Source organism: Streptomyces sp. NPDC045022 (genome assembly GCF_056432605.1).
This window is the reverse complement of sequence record NZ_JBWKIR010000013.1, coordinates 79303-98670: the sequence shown is the minus strand read 5'-3', so window position 1 is coordinate 98670 and position 19368 is coordinate 79303. Positions and strand designations below refer to the sequence as shown.

General features: G+C 71.5%; 16 protein-coding genes. 9 read left to right on the top strand and 7 right to left on the bottom strand.

The genetic code is table 11. The features are described 5' to 3' along the window. Positions 1 to 52: 52 nt before the first annotated feature. Positions 53 to 1018, bottom strand: coding sequence for an SCO0930 family lipoprotein (locus AC07C1_RS23610; RefSeq protein WP_478942091.1), 966 nt, complete (start codon positions 1016 to 1018; stop codon positions 53 to 55). Between the two features lie 796 nt (positions 1019 to 1814). Here AC07C1_RS23610 and AC07C1_RS23605 point away from each other — a divergent pair. Further along, positions 1815 to 1943 (top strand): hypothetical protein, encoded by a 129-nt coding sequence (locus AC07C1_RS23605; protein ID WP_478941879.1) that lies wholly within the window; start codon positions 1815 to 1817, stop codon positions 1941 to 1943. Between the two features lie 32 nt (positions 1944 to 1975). Next, on the top strand, positions 1976 to 2740 hold the full coding sequence (locus tag AC07C1_RS23600; protein ID WP_478941877.1) for a bestrophin-like domain: 765 nt from the start codon (positions 1976 to 1978) through the stop codon (positions 2738 to 2740). 88 nt (positions 2741 to 2828) lie between these two features. On the opposite strand, the gene AC07C1_RS23595 is transcribed toward AC07C1_RS23600, so the two are convergent. Beyond that, positions 2829 to 3254, bottom strand: coding sequence for a hypothetical protein (locus AC07C1_RS23595; RefSeq protein ID WP_478942089.1), 426 nt, complete (start codon positions 3252 to 3254; stop codon positions 2829 to 2831). A 931-nt stretch (positions 3255 to 4185) separates the two neighbouring features. On the opposite strand from AC07C1_RS23595, the gene AC07C1_RS23590 reads away from it, so the two are divergent. Beyond that, positions 4186 to 4857 carry a class F sortase gene (locus AC07C1_RS23590; protein WP_478941876.1) on the top strand — a complete coding sequence of 224 codons (672 nt, stop codon included), beginning with the start codon at positions 4186 to 4188 and terminating at the stop codon, positions 4855 to 4857. A 30-nt stretch (positions 4858 to 4887) separates the two neighbouring features. Here AC07C1_RS23590 and AC07C1_RS23585 read toward each other — a convergent pair whose 3' ends face one another. Continuing rightward, on the bottom strand, positions 4888 to 5721 hold the full coding sequence (locus AC07C1_RS23585; RefSeq protein ID WP_478941874.1) for a polysaccharide deacetylase family protein: 834 nt from the start codon (positions 5719 to 5721) through the stop codon (positions 4888 to 4890). 92 nt (positions 5722 to 5813) lie between these two features. Next, positions 5814 to 9131, bottom strand: a complete 3318-nt coding sequence (lysX, locus tag AC07C1_RS23580; RefSeq protein ID WP_478941872.1) for a bifunctional lysylphosphatidylglycerol synthetase/lysine--tRNA ligase LysX — start codon at positions 9129 to 9131, stop codon at positions 5814 to 5816. 120 nt (positions 9132 to 9251) lie between these two features. Here lysX and AC07C1_RS23575 point away from each other — a divergent pair, with 120 nt between their 5' ends. Further along, positions 9252 to 9722: a universal stress protein gene (locus AC07C1_RS23575; RefSeq protein ID WP_478941870.1), complete on the top strand. Its 471-nt coding sequence runs from the start codon at positions 9252 to 9254 to the stop codon at positions 9720 to 9722. A gap of 190 nt (positions 9723 to 9912) precedes the next feature. After that, positions 9913 to 11337 (top strand): amino acid permease, encoded by a 1425-nt coding sequence (locus AC07C1_RS23570; protein ID WP_478941868.1) that lies wholly within the window; start codon positions 9913 to 9915, stop codon positions 11335 to 11337. Here AC07C1_RS23570 and AC07C1_RS23565 read toward each other — a convergent pair whose 3' ends face one another. Next, positions 11338 to 12486, bottom strand: a complete 1149-nt coding sequence (locus AC07C1_RS23565; protein ID WP_478941866.1) for a CapA family protein — start codon at positions 12484 to 12486, stop codon at positions 11338 to 11340. It abuts the gene before it with no gap. 229 nt (positions 12487 to 12715) lie between these two features. Between AC07C1_RS23565 and AC07C1_RS23560 the strand changes: the two genes are divergently transcribed. From AC07C1_RS23560 to AC07C1_RS23550, 3 genes are all read left to right on the top strand, one after another. Then, complete coding sequence (locus AC07C1_RS23560; protein WP_478941864.1) at positions 12716 to 13306, top strand: sigma-70 family RNA polymerase sigma factor; 591 nt, start codon at positions 12716 to 12718, stop codon at positions 13304 to 13306. A gap of 140 nt (positions 13307 to 13446) precedes the next feature. Next, the gene (locus AC07C1_RS23555; RefSeq protein WP_478941862.1) at positions 13447 to 13962 is read left to right on the top strand and encodes a hypothetical protein; all 516 of its coding nucleotides are present in this window, start codon (positions 13447 to 13449) and stop codon (positions 13960 to 13962) included. A 150-nt stretch (positions 13963 to 14112) separates the two neighbouring features. After that, positions 14113 to 14766, top strand: coding sequence for a zf-HC2 domain-containing protein (locus tag AC07C1_RS23550; RefSeq protein ID WP_478941860.1), 654 nt, complete (start codon positions 14113 to 14115; stop codon positions 14764 to 14766). A gap of 4 nt (positions 14767 to 14770) precedes the next feature. On the opposite strand, the gene AC07C1_RS23545 is transcribed toward AC07C1_RS23550, so the two are convergent. Both AC07C1_RS23545 and AC07C1_RS23540 read right to left on the bottom strand, forming a co-directional pair. Then, positions 14771 to 15634: an Fpg/Nei family DNA glycosylase gene (locus tag AC07C1_RS23545; RefSeq protein WP_478941858.1), complete on the bottom strand. Its 864-nt coding sequence runs from the start codon at positions 15632 to 15634 to the stop codon at positions 14771 to 14773. Positions 15635 to 15691: 57 nt separating this feature from the next. Continuing rightward, on the bottom strand, positions 15692 to 17785 hold the full coding sequence (locus tag AC07C1_RS23540) for a SpoIIE family protein phosphatase (RefSeq protein WP_478941856.1): 2094 nt from the start codon (positions 17783 to 17785) through the stop codon (positions 15692 to 15694). Positions 17786 to 17943: 158 nt separating this feature from the next. Between AC07C1_RS23540 and AC07C1_RS23535 the strand changes: the two genes are divergently transcribed. Further along, positions 17944 to 19365, top strand: a complete 1422-nt coding sequence (locus AC07C1_RS23535) for a lipase maturation factor family protein (protein WP_478941854.1) — start codon at positions 17944 to 17946, stop codon at positions 19363 to 19365. Positions 19366 to 19368 lie beyond the last annotated feature (3 nt).

The window sequence follows — 19368 nt, the reverse complement described above, 5'->3', positions numbered from 1 at the left end:
GACCTTCGGTCGCGCGCCGGTAGGGCGGGGCGATCGACCCTGGGGAGGTGATCTACTTGCCCGGCGCGCCGACCGGCTTGCCGTCGGGCGAGACGGCGTACCAGGTGCCGCCCACGCCCTGACCGTTGGTGTCCCCGGCAGCCTTGTCACCGGAGAAGGTGTAGATCGGCCAGCAGTTGACCGTCATCTGCTTCACTCCGTCGGGCCGGGTGAAGGGCATGAGCCCCTTCTTCTTCACGCCCTTGGTGTCGTCGGCGCTGACCGGGCCGACGGCCGGCCACTTCTCCAGGCAGGCGCCGGTGCAGTTGGAGACGGACTTCGGCCAGGCCTGGTCCTTCATGAAGCGGTAGACCGTCCTGCCGTTCTTGTCGACGACGATGTCACCGAGCTTGGCGTCCTTGCGGACGGAAAGTCCGGGCAGGGAGGACAGCGCCGCCTTCTTGCCGTCGGGGGCGAGCGCGAACCACTTGCCGCCCACACCCTGGCCGTTGACGTCACCGGCGTTGACGTCCTTGGCGTAGCGGTAGGCGGGCCAGCCGCCGACGGTGAGCTGCTTGCTGCCGTCGGCGCGGGTGACCTCGCCGAGCAGCGCCTTGTCGATGCCGGCGCCGGCGGTGGCGTCGTCGGCGGGCACCGGCGGCCAGGTGGTGGCGCAGTCGCCGTCGCAGTTCGACTTGGGCGGATTCGCGGTGTCCTTGTCGAACCGGTACAGGGTCAGGCCGGAACCGTCGGCCAGCACGTCGCCCAGGTCGGGGTTGGCGGCCACGGCCAGCTTGCCCGCGGGGGCGGCCGGGGTCGGGGAGCTGGAGCTCTGGCTGCCGTCGGCGCCGTAACCGTTGGCCGCGCCGGTCACGGTCCCGGTGCCCGGATTGCCGTAGTCGCCCGCGGGCGCTGTGGCCCCGACGTTCTGGGCCGACGACGCGGGAGCACCGGCGTTGTCCTGACCGCACGCCGTCGTGAGCGCCAGCACCGAAGCGGCTGTGGCCACCAGTGAGGCGGTCCGCCAGGAGGTCTTCATCGTCAACTCCCCATCATTGCCTGAATGTTGCAGCGACTTGCGGCGCGCCTTGCCGCGCCGCCGCACGGTCATGGGTACGCGGCGCGGGGGCCGGAGCGTTCAACGGGACGGGAAGTTCTTCGGGTTTTTCTTTCCGGATGCGGTGACACGCGCCGCCGGCGTACGGGTGTACGGGTGTACGCATCACGCCGGTCGGCGCACTTCGGCGGGTCAAACCATTGATCGCGCCATGTCCTTCCTTCGAGGCAATCCCGGGGCACTACGGGCATACATCCGCCTTTAGCACCTCATGATCTTCGTCGTGCATGGACCCGAAGTGACCCGATGCGCGCCCGCCACAAGGGCGTTGGCGCTGCTGACGCTGACCTGGACCCTGGTGGGCTGCCCGGTCGGCAGCGCGTCGGCCGACGCCTGCGCTTCCGCGTCGACGGGCCCGGACGGCACGGTGGCGGTGGCGGTGGCCTACGCCGGCGGTCACCACTGGCCTGTTCCCCCGCCCTGCCCGGAGCCGACCCCGCCGCCGTGCCCGCCGACGCCCACACCCACCCCGACGCCGACGCCGACCCCGACTCCGGAACCACCGCCGCCGCCCGAGCCGACGCCGCACCCGCGGCCGACGCCGAAACCGACGCCGAAACCGACGCCGAAACCCACCCCCAGGCCGCGGCCGCCCGCCCGGCCCACCCCGGCTCCCCCGGCACCCCGGCCGGCGCCCACACCCCCTCCGCCGCCCCCGGCACCCAGGCCCCAGCCCAAGGCGCCGCCGAAGCCGACCCCGCGGCCGTCGGTGACGCCGGTGAGCTATCCGGCCTACCACCCCCACCCGATCAGCCACCGCGCACCCGGCCACACCACGCCGGTCACCTACGTCCTGCTCATCACCGTTCCGGCGATCGTCGCCGTCGCGGCGCTGCGCCCGCGCTGACGCGCCGGCCCGCTCACTTCTGGAGGCACCCGTTGTCGGATTGGCTTGTTCTCGTCCTCGCGATGCTGGGGGCCTGTGCCGTGGTGGTGATCGTCACCCTGGTGCGGCACAAGAGGGCCCCCGAGGACGAGGACCCGAGCGAGACCCCGGACGTCATCGAGTACATGACGATGTGGATCGGCGTCGTGTACGCCATCGTCCTGGGCCTGGCCATCGCGGGCGTGTGGGAGGCCCGCAGCTCCGCCCAGGACTACGTGCAGTCCGAGGCCCAGGCGCTGCACGAGATCTCGGAGCGGGTCCGGGTCTATCCGCCGGACGTCCGTGACCGCGTCCGGGACGACATCGACGCCTACGTCGGCTACGTCGTGCACACCGAGTGGAGGACGATGGCGGACGCCGAGCACGTCACCGACCGCGGCACCGAACTGCTGCGGAAGGTCCGGCAGGACGTCACCGACTACCAGCCACGGAACGATTTCGAGGCGCAGACCTACCAGCCGCTGCTGGACCAGATGGCCGCCGCCGACCAGGCCCGCAACGCGCGCGCCGGCTCCACGGAGGCCACCATGCCGCCGGTGGTGTGGTGGGGGCTGCTCGCGGGGGCGGTGATCACCATCGGCATGGTGTTCGCGCTGCAGATCCGGCGTACCCCGCGCGAGTTGATCCTGGCCGGACTGTTCTCCGCGACCATCGCCTTCATGCTGTTCCTCATCTGGGACCTCGACGCCCCCTACAGCCGGGGCATCGCGGTGACCGCGGAGCCGTTCCTGAACCTGTTCCCGAACATCACGGGGTAGCCCGTCGGCCCCGGTTCCCACGAGGTACCGGGGCTCGGGCCTGTCGTGACATGCGCCGCGCTGTGCCGTGGGGACGGCCGCAACGGACTCAGACGCGCTTCTCGTGCCGGCGGCGCAGCCAGAAGGCGCCGCCGCCGATCACGGCCATGGCCACCAGGCCACCGCCGATGGCCATGTCCGCGGGCGTCGCGCCGCTGGACCTGCTGCCACCGAAGCCGCCCTGCACACCGCCGAGCACGGTGAAGGCCCTCGGACGGGTCAGCGTACGGCCGTCACAGCGGACAGTGATGTCGTACCGGCCGGGCCGGGCGTCACGGTCGACGGTGACGACGCCCCGCGCGGTGTCGCCGCGGAACGGCGTCAGCGGGGCGGTGCGGAAGGCACGGGAGGTCATCTCGCCGCCACGGCAGCCGTCCACGGTGACGGTGAGCCGGCCCGCGGCGGGGATCACACTGGGCGTGACGACGATGTTGCGTGGGTTGCCGTCGCCCCTGCCGCCGAAGTCACCACCCACGCCCCCGAAGCCGTCCGCACCGCCGAAGCCGTCTCCGCGCCCACCGGCGTCGTTGCCCAGGCCATTGCCGTTGCCCAGGCCATTGCCGTTGCCTCGGCCGTTGCCGAAGTTGTCACCCCGGCCATTGCCGAAGTTGTCACCCCGGCCATTGCCGAAGTTGTCACCCCGGCCATTGCCGAAGTTGTCACCCCGGCCATTGCCGAAGTTGTCGCCCCGGCCGTTGGTGCTGAAGTTGCCGTTGCCGCTGATGTTGCCGTTGAAGTGGCCGTCGAAGTGGCCGGTGCCGTTGAAGCCGCCGAGGCCGTTGCCGTTGCCGTTGCCGTTGAAGCCGCCGAGGCCGTTACCGTTGCCGAGGCCGTTGAAGCCGCCGAGGCCGTTACCGTTACCGAGGCCGTTGATACCACCGACCCCGTTGATACCGCCGATGCCGACGCCGGTGAGGCCGCCGACACCGGTGCCCGTGCCCGTGCCGGCGATGATCCCCGTGTCGTTGGACGGGCCGCCCCCGTTGCCCATGCCGTCCGCGACGGCCACGGGGACGGCGAGCCCGAGCATGGCGACCGCGCTGCACGCGGCCGCCAGTGCACGTTGGTTTCGCATGTGATCCTCCGCGGGAGGCGCCCGGGTCCGGTCCCCGGTCGATCGGCGAGAAAACACCTCCCGGAAAGACCCTCAGACGCGCGGAACACGCCCGCATGTCGAGAATGGTCCGTCCTGGTGAGGCAACACGCCGAACGAAAACCACACAATCTGATATTGCCGCAGGTCACGGACCGTCAGAAAATTCCTGGAGACTGCAACTCGGATGGCGCACCGGAAAAGCGCCGGGCCACCCGTTCGCCCGTCGCCCCGTCGCCCGCCGCGCGCGCGGGACTTAGCGTTTTCCCATGCGCGACGGAGTGGCGACGGCCGCGTCGAGAGGGGATGGCGAATGTTGGCGTCCGAGCTGTCCGAGCTTGCCGAAGAGGAGGAGCGGCGGAAGAAGCGTGCCCCCTGGGGCGTGATAGCGCTTGTTCTGCTGACGGGCCTCGCGCTCATTCGCAATGGTTCGGGGGAGTTCGACGTCGGCCCCCCGCAGCCCGCGTCGGCGGCGGCACCGGACACCCGTACCGCCCCGGACACCTTCGCCGCCGCGCCCGCCCCGCTGCCGTTCTCGGCCGTCGACCGGGTCCGGATCCCCGCGATCCAGGTCGACGCGCCGGTCATGCCGGTCGGGCTGGACGCGAACGGCATGGTCGGCGCGCCACCGCCGGAAGAAGTCAACGTGGCGGGCTGGTTCACCGGTGCCGTCTCCCCCGGCGAGAAGGGCACCGCCGTCGTCGTCGGCCACGTCGACAACAAACAGGGCCCCGCCGTGTTCTACGGCCTCGGGGCCCTGAAGAAGGGGAACCGGATCGAGATCCTGCGCAAGGACGGAAAGACCGCGGTGTTCGAGATCTACGGAGTCGAGGTCTTCGAGAAGAGCAGTTTCCCCGGCGACCGGGTGTACGGCTCGAAGGGAACTCCGGAACTCCGGGTCATCACCTGCGGCGGCGGTTTCTCGAAGCAGAACGGTTACGACGGCAATGTCGTCGCCTTCGCCCGCCTGGCAGCGGTCACCTGACGCCGCGTGACCGGGCGGGCGAGAACCCGGTCAGGTACGGCGGCGCGGCACGGTGAGGCGATATCCGGAGTCGATCAGATAGGGCAGCCATTCACGGATCGCCCGGACGGTCTGCGAGCGGTCGCCTCCGGCGTCGTGGGAGAGCACCACGACACCGGGGGCGGCACCGCCCTCCACGCGGTCGATGATGGTGTCCGTGCCGGGCACCTCCCAGTCGGTGGTGTCGACGCTCCAGGCCATCGGCTCCATGCCCATCTCGGCGCCCAGTTGGAAGGCGGCCCGGTTCCAGGCGCCGTAGGGTGCGCGGAACCACTGGGGGCGCTCGCCGTAGGCCTCCTCGATCACATCGGTGGTGCGCTCCATCTCGGACCGGATCTCCCTGCGGTCGAGGGTCGTCAGCAGTGGATGCGTCCAGGTGTGGTTGCCGACGACGTGGCCTTCCTCGGCCATCCGGGCCAGCAGTTCCTTGTTGTCGACGGCCATCTCGCCGCATACGAAGAACATCGCCCGGACGTCGTACTTGGCGAGGGTGTCCAGGATGTGCGGGGTGTACTCCGGGTTGGGGCCGTCGTCGAAGGTCAGCACCATGTGCCGGCCGCGACCGGAGACCCGCAGGATGGGTTCCTCGCGCACCTTCAGCTTGCGGGGCGCGGCGCGTGGCGGTCCGTATCCGGTGAGCGGCTGAAGCCGGAAGGCGGAGGGTCTGAGTGCCTGGCGGGCCTGCGGACCGGCGACGGGGGCGGCGGTCCGGGCGGCCTCCTCGCCGCTGCCTGCCAGGACGAGTCCGGCGGTGCCCGCGGCCCCGACAGCGGCGGCGCCGGCGAGGAGCGTCCGGCGCCGCGTGAACAACTGATCCTTCTGCATGACTCATCAGTCGCCCCGCCAGGCTCCGGCGCACCACAACGGCACCGGTGCGGCGGCGCGAATACACCCGTACGGCGCAGTGAACGGAGGTTTCAGCGGCGGCGTACGAGCGGGAACGGCAGCGTCTCGCGGATCGTCAGGCCGGTGAGGAACATGACGAGCCGGTCGACGCCGATGCCCAGTCCGCCGGTCGGGGGCATCGCGTATTCGAGGGCCTCCAGAAAGTCCTCGTCCAGCTCCATGGCCTCCGGGTCGCCGCCGGCGGCCAGCAGCGACTGCTCGGTGAGGCGCCGGCGCTGTTCGACGGGGTCGGTCAGCTCGGAGTAAGCGGTGCCGAGTTCGGTGCCGAAGGCGACCAGGTCCCAGCGTTCGGCGAGCCGCGGGTCGGTGCGGTGCTGCCGGGTGAGCGGGGAGACGTCGGTGGGGAAGTCCTTGTAGAAGGTGGGCAGCCCGGTCCGTTCCTCGACCAGCCGCTCGTACATCTCCAGCACGACGTCACCGGGCCCGTCGTCCCCGGTGTACGGCACTCCCGCGCGGTCGCACAGCCGGTGCAGCCGCAGCAGTTCGGTGCCGGGGCCGATCTCCTCCCCCAGCGCCTCGGAGATCGCCCCGTACACGGTCTTCACCGGCCAGGTCCCGGAGATGTCGTACTCCTCGCCGCCCCTGCGGGCCACCGGGGAGCCGAAGGCGGCGGTCGCCGCGCCCTGGATCAGCTCGCGGACGAGGTCGAGCATGACGCCGTAGTCGGCGTGGGCCTGATAGGCCTCCAGCATCGTGAACTCGGGGTTGTGCTTGGGGGAGACGCCCTCGTTGCGGAAGGTGCGGCCCATCTCGAAGACCTTCTCCAGGCCGCCGACGCACAGCCGCTTCAGGTACAGCTCGGGGGCGATGCGCAGGTACAGGTCGAGGTCGTAGGCGTTGATGTGGGTGGTGAAGGGGCGGGCGTTGGCGCCGCCGTGGATCTGCTGGAGGATCGGGGTCTCGACCTCGAGGTAACCGCGCTCCAGCAGGCCCTGGCGCAGGGCCTGTACGGCGGCGGAGCGGGCGCGGAGCACGTCGCGGGCGTCGGGGTCGGTCGCGAGGTCGAGGTAGCGGCGGCGGACCTTGGCCTCGGGATCGGTGAGGCCGCGCCTCCTGCCGGGATGAGTGTCCCTCCTGCTTGAGCGAAGCCGGAAACCCGGCGGTGGGCGCAGGCATTTGCCGGTGAGCTGCCAGGAGGTGACGAAGACGGTGGGTTCGCCCTGGTCGCTCGGCCGGGTGTGGCCGGTGGCGGTGATGAGGTCACCGATGTCGGTGTCGGCGGTGAAGCGCCCGAGGGCAGGGCCGGAGCCGTCGCGGGTGAGGGCGATCTGGTGGTCGCCGGACCAGTCGCGCAGCACGGCGAAGACGATGCCTCCGAAGTCCCGGACCAGCATGACGCGTCCGGCCACGGTGACGTCCGCGTCGGGCGGCAGGTCGGCAAGGGCATGGGTGGGGGCGGGGACGCCGACGGGGTAGGGGTCGGTGCCGTCGGCGCGCAGCCGGTCGAGTCTGCGGTGCCGGACGCGGACCTGGTCGGGCAGGCCCGCGTCCGGGGCGGCGGGCCCGGCCGGGTCCCCTCCGACGAGGCCGAGCGCCGTCAGGGACGGCAGCCCTTCGGTCGTGGCGGGCCGCTGCCCGCTCTTCGGGTGCCCCTTTCCCCAGAGTTTGCGCATCGAAGGTACGGACACGAAGCCTTCGGCGATGCCGGAGGCGAGGCCGATGCGGGCGAGGGAGGCGGTGTCGCCGTAGCAGATGAAGCGCGGGTACCACTCGGGGTGGTACTTGGCGTTGGAGCGGTACAGCGCCTCCAGTTGCCACCAGCGGGAGAAGAACAGCAGCAGGTGGCGCCAGAGCCGCAGGACGGGGCCGGCGCCGATGCGGGCGCCCTCCTCGAAGACCGACCGGAAGACGGCGAAATTCAGCGAGATCCTGTGCACGCCCAGTCGGGGGGCCGCGGCGCACAGTTCGGCGGCCATGAACTCCATCACCCCGTTGGGAGCGGCGCGGTCACGGCGCATCAGGTCCAGGGAGACGCCGTCGCGGCCCCAGGGCACGAAGGAGAGCAGCGCGAGGAGCCGGCCGTCCTCGCCGAGGGCCTCCACGAGGAGGCAGTCGCCGTCGGCGGGGTCGCCGAGCCGGTCCAGGGCCATGGAGAAGCCGCGTTCGGTCTCGGTGTCGCGCCAGGCGTCGGCCTTGTCGACGATCTCCTCCATCTCCCGCTCGGTGAGGGTGGCGTGGCGGCGGATGCGGCAGGTGGCGCCGGTGCGGCGGACCCGGTGTACGGCCTGCCGGGTGACGCGCATGTCCCGGCCGTTCAGGTCGAAGGAGGCCACGTGCACGATCGCCTCGTCACCGAGCTGGAGGGCGCCGAGCCCGGCCCGGGCGTAGGCGCGGGCGCCGTCCTCGGAGGCGCCCATCACGGCGGGCACCCAGGCATGGCGGCGGGCCACGTCCAGCCAGGCCTCGATGGCACGCGGCCAGGCCTCCGGGTCACCGACGGGATCACCGCTGGCCAGGCACACCCCGGCCTCGACACGGTAGGTGACGGCGGCCTTGCCGCTGGGCGAGAAGACGACGGCCTTGTCGCGGCGGGTGGCGAAGTAGCCGAGGGAGTCCCGTTCGCCGTAGGCCGCGAGGAGAGCGCGGATGCGGGCCTCCTCGTCGTCGTGCAGGGCGGCCTCCAGGCGCTGGGAACGGAACAGCGTGGCTGCGGCGTTCAGCAGGGCGAGCGCGCCGAGCAGGCCGAGCAGGAAGGTGACCTCGCGCGGCGGCCGGCCGTCGAAGGAGCTGTCGGAGACCAGTCCGCCGCACACCCGGCCGGCCGCCCAGGCCAGGTGCTGGCCCTGCGGCAGGGAGCCCGGGAACAGCGAGACCAGGCCCCAGCCCAGCAGGATCGCGACGGCGAGGCCGGCCAGCAGCACGCCCAGCGCCCGCCGTACGGCTCCGCGACGGGAGGCGGCGTAGAACTCCTTGTGGGCCACGACCAGCAGGAGCAGCAGCAGCGCGCACAGCACCAGGGACGGCAGTGACTCGGCGTACCGGCCGAGGGCCACGCCGAGGATGTCGTCGAGGACGAGCAGGCCGAGGTAGACGACCACCAGCCACCAGGCGATCCTCTTGCGGGCCGCGGTGGCGCCGGCCAGCAGGAAGAGGAAGACGGCGTAGGCGAGGTTGGCGCTGATCGGGACCAGCAGCAGGTCGAGGGTGCGCACGACCGGGCGGAGCAGCCGGCGCAGCGGGACGATGAACGCGAGCAGGGCGCACAGCAGGCCGAGCGCCGCGAAGAGCGTCGCGAAGGCCTCCGGTACCCAGCCGAGGCGCCCGCCGGCGGGAGGCCGTATCGGTGCCGTGGCGTCCCTCCGTGCGGCGGGCTCCGCGGTGGCAGTCATGGTTCCGACTCTAGGAAGGGGCCGGGCGGCTCGCCCGTCGAGACGGTGCCGAATGCCGGTCGCACGACCGGTCGGGCGGCCCCCGCGCCTGGAATCGTCGCTTCCGATAGCCTCACGGCCGTGACGGAACAGCACGAACAGCACTCGCACCAGTTCGAGCGGGGCACCGACGGGCCGAAGGTCATCCTGGTCGGGGTGGACGGCTCCGACTCCTCGCTGCGTGCCGCCGCGTACGCGGGTGGTCTGGCCCGGCGGCAGCACGCGATGCTGGCCGTGGTGTACGTGCAGCCGGTGCTCGCGGCGGGTGCGGCGCTCGGGGCGCCGGTGGCGGAGACGACCGACGAGATCGCCGAGGACCTGATCGCGCAGATCCGCGAGGCGGCCGAGCGGGTCAAGGGGATATTCGACCTGCGCTGGGAGTTCCACACCTTCCGCGGCGACCCCTACAACGGCCTGGTGAAGGCGGCCGGCGAACTCAAGGCGGACGCGGTGGTGGTGGGTGCGTCGGAGCAGGCCGGGCACCGGATCATCGGCTCGGTGGCGGTGCGGCTGGTGAAGGCGGGACGCTGGCCGGTGACGGTCGTTCCGTAGGTCGCCGCAGGAGCACGGGGGGGGCCGCCGGGCCGCCGTGCGCGCCGGTCTCACCGCCCGGTCGCCCGGCCGGCCCGCATCTCGTCCTCGGGCACCGGCCCGGGCCGTGCGTGGCGTCTTCCGTCCGGGGCGTGCCTGAGACATCATGATCCGCCGTCAGCCGTTTGCCGTCGGCGAAGAGGTGAGGCGCATGGCCAGGCTCCGTATGGGTGAGGGGATTCTCCGCCGCAAACCCATCGAACACATCGAGGAGACGGAGGTCGGCGAGGGCCCTCGCCTGGACAGGTCGCTGGGGCTCTGGCAGCTCACCGCGATCGGTGTGGGCGGCATCATCGGCGCGGGCATCTTCACGCTGGCCGGCACGGTGGCCAACGGAATCGCCGGGCCCGCGGTGCTGGTGTCCTTCCTGATCGCCGGTCTCGCGAGCGCCTGCGCCGCGCTGTCGTACGCCGAGTTCGCCGGGCTGATCCCGAAGGCGGGGTCGGCGTACACCTACGGCTATGCGGTGCTCGGTGAGTTCGCGGGCTGGTTCATCGGCTGGGACCTGCTGCTGGAGTACACGGCGATCGTGGCCGTGGTGGCCATCGGCATCTCCGGTTACTTCAGTTTCCTGGTCGAGGCGATGGGCGCGAACCTGCCCGACTGGATGCTGGGCGCGCCCGGCACCGGGCAGGGCCACCGGGTCGACCTGTTCGCGGCCGTGCTGTGCCTGCTGATCGCCTGGCTGCTGAACCTGGGCATCCGCAGCGCGGCCCGCTTCGAGACGTTCGTGGTGGCGCTCAAGGTGCTGGTGGTGCTGCTGGTGATCGGGGTGGGCGTGTTCCACATCAGCACGGCGAACTACCACCCGTTCTTCCCCTTCGGCATCAGCGGGGCGTTCACCGGTGCGGCGACGGTGTTCTTCGCGGTGTTCGGCTACGACGCGATGTCGACGGCGGCGGAGGAGTCGAAGGACGCGCAGCGGCACATGCCGAAGGCGATCATCTACTCGCTGGCGTTCTCGATGGTGCTGTACGTGGCGGCCTGCCTGGTCCTGACCGGCATGCAGAACTACAAGGACATCGACCCGGAGAGCGGCTTCTCGACGGCGTTCGAGTCGGTGGGGCTGAGCGGGCTCGCGGATGTGATCGCGGTGGGGGCGATCATCGGCATCCTCACGGTGATGTTCACGTTCATGCTGGGCGTGACCCGGGTGTGGTTCTCCATGTCCCGTGACGGGCTGCTGCCCCCCTGGTTCGCCAAGACGCACCCGACGCGGCACGTGCCGACCCGGGTCACCTGGATCGTCGGGGTGGCGTCGGCCGCCATCGCCGGGTTCGTCCCGATCGGGCAGGCGGCCGAACTCACCAACATCGGGATCCTGCTGGCGTTCGTGGTGGTGTGCGTGGCGGTGATCGTGCTGCGCTACCGGCAGCCCGAGCTGCCGCGCACCTTCCGTACGCCGGGGATGCCGTTCGTGCCCGCGCTGGGTGTCGTGTTCTCGATCTGGCTGATCACGTTCCTGCAGTGGCAGACCTGGGTGCGGTTCGCGGTGTGGTTCCTGATCGGGTGCGTGATCTACTTCGGCTACTCCTACCGGCGCTCGGCGCTCGCCACGCAGCGGCCCGCCGAGTGATCACTCCGCCATGACCAGGCCGTCCCCGGCGGCCCCGCGGCTGAGGACCACCTCCTTGATCCGGTCGCGCACGTTCTCCAGATCGGCACCCTGGGCGATCGCCTGGTTGACGTCGAGGACCCGGCCGGCGTCGAGGTCGTACAGCTGGGGGACGAACTCGGCCTTGGCGACCTGCCAGCGGCCTCCCGGCCGGGCCGGCGGGGTGAAGGTGAAGCGGCCGAGGGTGGACTCGTTGCCGCGCCGGTCCTGGACGCCCTGGTCGTTGAACATCTCACCGGCGATCTGGTCGCCCATGCCGTAGATCACCCAGGTGCCGTTGACCTTCTCGTAGGCCTGCGGGACGTGGGCGTGGGTGCCGAGGATCAGGTCGATGTCCGGGCGGCCCTTCGTCGCCGAGGCGGTGAGCCGCTCGGCGAGGGTGGTCTGGAGCCGGTCGGGCTCGTCCCGCCACTCGGTGCCCCACTGCACGGAGACCACGACCACGTCGGCGCCCGCCCGGCGGGCGGCGCGGGCGTCGGCGATCATCCGGTTCGGGTCGATCAGGTTGACGGCCCAGGGCTGCCCGGGCGGCAGTGGGTGGCCGTTGGTGCCGAACGTGTACGACAGGTGCGCGACCTTGGCCGGGCCCGCCCGGAGGAGCGTGGCCGAGCGGGCCTCGGCCTCGCTGCGGGCGGTACCGGCGTGTTTGAGACCCGCCTCGTCCATGGCGTCCAGGGTGCGCCGGATGCCCCGGTCGCCGTCGTCCAGGGCGTGGTTGGAGGCGGTGGAGCAACCGTCGTAGCCGGTCGCGGCGAGGGCCAGGGCGATCTGCGGCGGGGACTTGAAGGTGGGGTAGGTGGAGTAGTCGCCGTCGGCGCCATAGACGGTGTCCATGTGACACAGCGCCAGGTCGGCCCGCGAGACGACCGGTTCGACCCCGGAGAGCATGGGCCGGAAGTCGAAGCCGCTGCCGTTCGCGTCGAAGGCCGCATGGTCGATGACGGAGTTGTGCGGCAGGACGTCGCCGGAGGCGACGAGGGTGAAGCCGCGGGCGGCGGAGGCGGCGGGCGCAGGAGGCTTGGAATCCTGCCGCTCATGGTTCTGGCAGGCGGCCGCCGCCGCGAGGACGGCGGTCAGGGCCAGGGCCATCTGTTGCCTGCGACCGATCATCAGCTCACCCCAAGATCTTCGTATTTACAGACAAAGCCGTGACGGGCATATGGGTACGAATCTGGCACGCCGCGTAAACAACCCAGGTGGTCTCATTAACCCGTCCGGTGCCGTGCCGGACCGTTTGCCCGACCGTTTGCCCGACCGTTCGCCGGACGCGATCGACCGTCCGCCGCACAACCCCGCACGCCCTCTGTCCACCGGCCGCGCCCTGCGCTGCCATACGGCCATGACGGCCGGAACCTCACTGATCCACGGGACGACGACACCGACCCACGGGACGACGAGACCGCCCGGCGGGACGACGACCGCCGAGCACGAGCTGGCCGCGCTCCAGCGCGAGCACGGCGGTCCCCTGTTCGCCCTGCTGCTCAGGCTCTGCGACGGGGACCGGCAGCGCGCCGAGGACCTCGTACAGGAGACCCTGGTACGCGCCTGGCAGCATCCCGAGGCGCTGCACGCCGACGACTTCGACTCCGTACGGCCCTGGCTGCTGACCGTCGCACGGCGACTCGCGATCGACGCCCGGCGGGCCCGGCTGGCCCGGCCGCCCGAGGTCGGCGACGCGGTGCCGGAGAACGCCCGGGTGACCGCCGACCACGCCGAGCGGGCCGCCGCGATGCTGGACGTCCGGGAGGCTGTGAAGACACTCACGCCGGAACACCGTGACGTTCTTGTACTCGTGTATTTCCGCGGGGCCAGTGTGGCGGAAGCGGCGGAAACCCTGAGGATCCCACCCGGTACCGTGAAGTCCCGCGCGTATTACGCGCTGCGCGCCCTGCGCCGGGTCCTTCCGGGTTATGCAGCCGACCTGCGGTGAAACCGGAAGCCAGGTCAAACCTCGGCAAAGCGCCTTGCTGTGGCCCCCGTTCGGGCATGGGCTGTCCTCATCCGCGTTCCGGGCGGGGGCGGGGTCCGGGGCTGGACCACGCGCACGTACCGGAGGAAGGGCAGGAAGGGATGCTGCACAGAGGTCACGAGAGCACGGACGGCACCGGCGGCGGTGAGCTGGCCGTCCCCATGGCCTGGATGTACGCCGAGTACATCGCCGACGAGCTGCTGCGCACCGGCGATCTGATGCCGCCGACGTCCTTCGAGTTCCGGGCCGGCCGGGACGCGCTGGCGCTCACCGTCTTCCTGTCCGACACCGACGGGGAACTCTCCGGGATCCGGGTGATCTCGCAGCTGGAGCACTGGCTGTCGCTGACCGCCTACGACCAGCCGTGGCGGGACTGGGTGGGCGAGCGCCTGGCCGAGCTGACCGCCCAGGACGCCGAGGCGGGCATCCCCTCGCCGGACCTGGCGCTCGCGGCGGGGGCCTGGCGCTGGCTGGAGGAGACCGAACTCCTCGCCCCGGATCTGGACGCGGTACCGGGCGGCGGTGCGGTGTTCGGGGAGGACGACGGACCGAAGGTGTGGACCCCGGCCTGGCGGCTCGGGCTGCCCCTCGGGCACCTCGCGATCCATCTCTTCTGAACAGGCTCGAATTCATACCAATCCACGGGCCGGGCCGCTCCGAATCTCTGTCCGGGATTCTGTGCGTGGCTTGAGTGATTCGGCTGTCCGCTGCGTACGGGTGGGAGCAAGGAGTAACCCTTCCCCCACCCTTCGGCACGAGGATTCGGCATGAGGTCCCTGGAAAGGCATCGCGACGTCGGCGCGTACGCGCTCGGCGTGCTGGACGAGGCGGAGGCCTTCCGCTTCGAGGACCACCTCATGGAGTGCCCTCGGTGCACGGCACACGTGACCGAATTCGGGTCTGCGACCCGGCAGTTGATGCTCTACCGCCGGGCCACCCCGCGCTTCGTGCCTCCCATGGCACAGCCCGGTCCCCGATTGCTGGACCGGCTGCTCGGCGACATCTCCCGCCACCGGCGGGCACGGCGCCGCCGGCTGCTGTACGGCCTGGCCGCCTCGGTGGTGCTGGCCGTGGCCGGGCCCGGGATCGTGGCCTTCACCGGCCACACGGAGCCGACCGCGCGCGTCACCGCGGCGACCGATCCGCACACCGGGGTGTGGGCGCGGGTCACCTCCGAGGACCAGGACTGGGGCAGCGACCTCCGGCTGGAGGTCAAGGACGGCTCGGGTCCGCGGGCCTGCCGGCTCGTCGCGATCGGCCGTGACGGCACGGAACAGACCGTCGCCGGCTGGACCGATCCCGGGCACGGCACCGGACCCACCACGACACTGGGCGCCGCCGAGATGCACCCGGACCAGATCGCCCGCTACCAGGTCCGCGCGGCGGACGGAGAGCCCCTGGTGACCCTCGAGGCGCCGTGAGAACTCACTTCAGCAGCCGGGACAGCCGCCGGTCCGCCAGCGGCTTGCCGCCCGTCTGGCAGGTGGGGCAGTACTGGAGCGAGGAGTCGCTGAAGGAGACCTCGCGGACGGTGTCGCCGCACACCGGGCAGGGTTCGCCGGTGCGGCCGTGGACGCGCAGGCCGCTCTTCTTCTCCGCCTTCAGCCGTCCGGCGGCCATTCCCCGGGAGCGTTCGACCGCCTCGGTGAGCGTGCTGCGCAGCGCCTCGTAGAGGTGATGGGTCTCCTCCGGGGTGAGGGACGCGGCGAGCTTGAACGGGGACATCTTCGCGGCGTGCAGGATCTCGTCGCTGTAGGCGTTGCCGACGCCCGCGATCAGGGACTGGTCCCGCAGCGCGCCCTTCAGCCGGCGTCTCTCGTCCTTCAGGAGGGCGGCGAAGCGGTCCTCGTCGAAGTCGCCGGCGAGCGGGTCCGGGCCGAGCCGGGCGATGCCCGGGACCTCCCGCGGGTCGCGGACGACGTACACCGCGAGACGTTTCTGGGTGCCGGCCTCGGTGAGGTCGAAGCCCTCGCCGGTCTCCAGTGCCACGCGCAGCGCGAGCGGGCCCTTGCCCGGTTTCGGCGGGCCGTCCGGCAGCCGGTCCTTCCACTGCAGCCAGCCCGCGCGGGCCAGGTGGGTGACCAGGTGCAGTCCGCTGTCCGCCTCGAGGTCCAGGAACTTGCCGTGCCGGTGCACGGCCGTCACCTCGCCGCCCTCGAAGGCGGTGACCGGAGGGTCGTACGTCTTCAGGACGCTGATGGCGACCGGCATCACCCGCACCACCCGGCGGCCGGCCAGGTGCTCGGTGAGGAAGTCCGTCAGCGCTTCTACCTCGGGCAGTTCCGGCATACGTCCAGAGTGCCATCCGGCACCGACAACGCCAGGCGGGTCCGTCGGGGCCGGCCGCTACGGCACCCGGAACTCGCACCACACCGCTTTGCCGCCACCGCGCGCCTCGACGCCCCAGGCGTCGGAAAGCTGGTCCACGAGGAGCAGCCCGCGGCCGGAGACGCCGTCCTGACCCGCCTCGCGACGGCGCGGCAGGGCGCTGGAGGAGTCCTCGACCTCGATGCGGAGCCTGCGGTCGCTGCCCTCGAGGGACCGCAGGGTGACGATCGCCGAACCCTCGGTGTGTATCAGGACGTTGGTGATCAGCTCGTCGGCCACCAGCTCGATCTCGTCGGCGCGGTCGCGGGCGCCCCAGGAGCGCACGGCGGCGCGAATCATGTGCCTGGCCTGGATGAGGGCCTCCGGGTCACCGGGCGCCACATGCTGCTGGAGCCGGCCGCCGGCCCGCGGGGCCTGCGGGGCCTGCGGGACCCGGCGGCGCAGCAGGAGCAGGGCCACGTCGTCGTCGCCGCCCCGCTCCTCGGCCATCCGGATCAGCCGGTCGGCGAGGGCGCGGACGTCGTCCGGGCCGTCGGAGATGAGCGTCGCGAGGCCGCGCATACCGTCGTCGAGGTCGGTGCCGGGCTGCTCGACGAGTCCGTCGGTGCACAGCAGCAGGGTGTGGCCGGGATCGAGTTCGAGGGTGGAGACGGGGTACTCCAGGCGGCCGAACTCTGCGGACAGGCCGAGCGGGAGTCCGCCCTCGACGGGGACCCGACGGCAGGTGCCGTCGGCGTGCCGGAGCAGCGGGTCGATGTGGCCGGCCCGGACCACCTGGACCACGCCGGTGGCCAGGTCCGCCTCCGCGTACAGACAGGTGGCGAAGCGGTCGGTGTCGAGTTCGTGGAGGAAGACGGAGGCGCGGGCCATCACGGTGGCGGGGGTGTGCCCCTCGGCTGCGTAGGCGCGCAGCACGATCCGCAGCTGGCCCATCACGGCCGCGGCGTGGGTGTCGTGGCCCTGGACGTCGCCGATGACCGCGCCGACCCGGCCTCCCCCAGCGGGGGTACCCCCGGGCAGCGGGATCAGGTCGTACCAGTCGCCGCCGATGTCCCGGCCCAGGGCGGCCGAACGGTAGCGGACCGCGATGTCGGCGCCGCGGACGCTGGGGATGGTGCGGGGCAGCATGGCCTGCTGGAGGCCCTGGGCGAGGTCCTTGTCCTGCTCGTAGAGCATGGCCCGCATGAGGCTCTGCGCGATGCTGCTGCCGAGCGCGACCAGCACGGCGCGCTCCTCGGCGGAGAAGCCGCGCCGGTCGCTGTAGAGCAGGCCCATGGCACCGATGGGGCGGGCCTGGGCGATCAGTGGCAGATAGGCGGCCGAGGTGATGTGCAGACCGGTCAGGTGCGGCCAGAGGATCGGGTACTCCTCGGCGAACTCCTCCGGGGACTCGATGAACCGCGGGACGAGTGTGCGGACGACCTCGCTCATCGGGTACGGCTCGTCCGTCCGGGTGACGCGGGTGCCGGGGACGAAGCTGGCTGCGGGGCCCTCGGCGACGAGCCGGATGCGGCCCGCCTCCACCAGGCCCATGACCAGGCTCGCCGCGCCGAGGTGGCGGACGCCGTGGGTGTCCTTCAGCACGTCGATGACGTCCTGGACGCTGCGGGCGTGGGCGAGGGCGGCCGAGATGACCTGGACGATGTTGGTCTGCTGGCGCAGCGCCTGGTCCTGGGCGGCCCTGAGGCTGCGGGCCTCACTGTCGGCGAGTTCCTGGGTGGCGTCGCGGACGATGCCGACGACGCGGCGCGGACGGCCCGATCCGTCGCGCCGGATGTAGCCCTGGGTGTGCGTCCAGCGCGAGGTGCCGTCGCGGCAGCGGATGCGGAAGTAGGTGCCGTAGTTCTCGCTGCCGTCCTTGATGGCCCGGGCGACCACCGAGTCGAGCCGGGCCGCCTCCGGCGGCGGCACCCGGACGGCGAGCGTCTCCGGGCGGTCGTCGTACTCCTCGGGAAGCAGGTCGAACACCTCGTAGGCCTGCGCGTCCATGTGAAAGAGACCGGTGTCCAGGTCCCAGTCGAAGCTGCCCATGCGGTTGAGCGCGAGAATCGGGTCCGGATGGGCGGGCCAGTCCTCCGGGAGTGACAGGGCACGCGCTCCCCGATCAGCCATGGGGCCACCATGCCAGGATTTGCCCGATTCTTCGACTCGGTGTGTTTGCGCTTCGCACACGCCACATCACCGTAGGTCATTTCCCTTGTTTTCCGCATCGGGCTTGCTCGAGTGGCAACCCGGGGAACGTCTGGCCGCGAAGAAGGGCGCGCACCGCTGTGGACTGGTTCACCGCACCCGGCTACTGGTTGAGCCGGCTGGTTCTCCAGCGGGCGCTGGCCGCCGTGTATCTCTTCGCGTTCCTGACGGCGGCCCTGCAGTTCCGGGCCCTGCTCGGGGAGCGCGGCATGCTGCCGATCCCCCGCTTCGTGGCGCGGGTGCGCTTCGGACGGGCCCCGAGCCTGTTCCACGCGCACTACTCGGACCGCTTCTTCGCGGCCTGCGCGTGGACGGGCTGCGCGGTGTCGGCGGCCCTGCTCGCCGGGGCGGACTCCGAACTGCCGCTGTGGGCAGCGGTCCTGCTGTGGCTGGTGCCCTGGGCGCTGTATCTGTCGATCGTCAACGTGGGCCAGACCTGGTACGCCTTCGGCTGGGAGTCGCTGCTGCTGGAGACCGGCTTCCTGGCGGCGTTCCTCGGCAACGACGAGGTGGCACCGCCCGTCGTCGTGCTGTTCCTGCTGCGCTGGATCCTGTTCCGGGTCGAGTTCGGCGCGGGGCTGATCAAGGTGCGCGGTGACGCCTGCTGGCGGAAGCTGACCTGCCTGGACTACCACCACGAGACGCAGCCGATGCCGGGGCCGCTGAGCTGGTTCTTCCACCATCTGCCGAGACCGCTGCACCGGGTGGAGGTGGCCGCCAACCACGTCACACAACTGGTGGTGCCGGTCCTGCTGTTCACTCCGCAGCCGGTCGCCTCGGCGGCGGCCGCCCTGATGATCGTCACCCAGCTGTGGCTGGTGCTCTCCGGCAACTTCTCGTGGCTGAACTGGATCACCATCGTGCTGGCCCTGTCCGCGCTCCGGCTCCCGGGGGCCGCGCCGTCCGTGCCGTCGGCGCCCCTGTGGTACGAGGTCGTGGTACTGGCGGTAGCCGCGCTGCTGCTCTTCCTGAGCTACCACCCGGTGCGGAACATGATCTCCCGCCGTCAGGTCATGAACCGCTCCTTCGACCCCCTGCACCTGGTGAACACCTACGGCGCCTTCGGCAGCGTCAGCCGGGTGCGCTACGAGGTGGTGGTCGAGGGCACGCTGGACGACGCGCCGAGGGAGGACTCGGACTGGCGGGAGTACGAGTTCAAGGGCAAGCCGGGCGACCCACGCCGCTGGCCACGCCAGTACGCGCCCTACCACCTCCGCCTGGACTGGCTGATGTGGTTCGCCGCGCTGTCGCCCGCGTATGCCGGGGAGTGGTTCGGCGGCCTGGTGGAGCGGCTCCTGGAGAACGACCGCGAGACGTTGCGCCTCCTGCGCCGCTCCCCTTTCCCGCCGGACACCCCGCCCCACTACGTCCGGGCCCGCCTCTTCCGCTACCGCTACACCACCTGGCGGGAGCTGCGGGAGACGGGCGCCTGCTGGGAGCGGACGTACGTGCGGGAGTACCTGCCGCCGACACGGCTGGCGGGGGTGACTCAGAGGTCGTAGACG

What these genes read in the sequence shown, in the direction of transcription:
- AC07C1_RS23610 (WP_478942091.1), bottom strand. Translation starts at nt 1,018, where the DNA reads ATGAAGACCTCCTGGCGGACCGCCTCACTGGTGGCCACAGCCGCTTCG.
- AC07C1_RS23590 (WP_478941876.1), top strand. Translation starts at nt 4,186, where the DNA reads ATGTTGGCGTCCGAGCTGTCCGAGCTTGCCGAAGAGGAGGAGCGGCGG.
- AC07C1_RS23585 (WP_478941874.1), bottom strand. Translation starts at nt 5,721, where the DNA reads ATGCAGAAGGATCAGTTGTTCACGCGGCGCCGGACGCTCCTCGCCGGC.
- lysX (WP_478941872.1), bottom strand. Translation starts at nt 9,131, where the DNA reads ATGACTGCCACCGCGGAGCCCGCCGCACGGAGGGACGCCACGGCACCG.
- AC07C1_RS23570 (WP_478941868.1), top strand. Translation starts at nt 9,913, where the DNA reads ATGGCCAGGCTCCGTATGGGTGAGGGGATTCTCCGCCGCAAACCCATC.
- AC07C1_RS23565 (WP_478941866.1), bottom strand. Translation starts at nt 12,486, where the DNA reads ATGATCGGTCGCAGGCAACAGATGGCCCTGGCCCTGACCGCCGTCCTC.
- AC07C1_RS23560 (WP_478941864.1), top strand. Translation starts at nt 12,716, where the DNA reads ATGACGGCCGGAACCTCACTGATCCACGGGACGACGACACCGACCCAC.
- AC07C1_RS23555 (WP_478941862.1), top strand. Translation starts at nt 13,447, where the DNA reads ATGCTGCACAGAGGTCACGAGAGCACGGACGGCACCGGCGGCGGTGAG.
- AC07C1_RS23550 (WP_478941860.1), top strand. Translation starts at nt 14,113, where the DNA reads ATGAGGTCCCTGGAAAGGCATCGCGACGTCGGCGCGTACGCGCTCGGC.
- AC07C1_RS23545 (WP_478941858.1), bottom strand. Translation starts at nt 15,634, where the DNA reads ATGCCGGAACTGCCCGAGGTAGAAGCGCTGACGGACTTCCTCACCGAG.
- AC07C1_RS23540 (WP_478941856.1), bottom strand. Translation starts at nt 17,785, where the DNA reads ATGGCTGATCGGGGAGCGCGTGCCCTGTCACTCCCGGAGGACTGGCCC.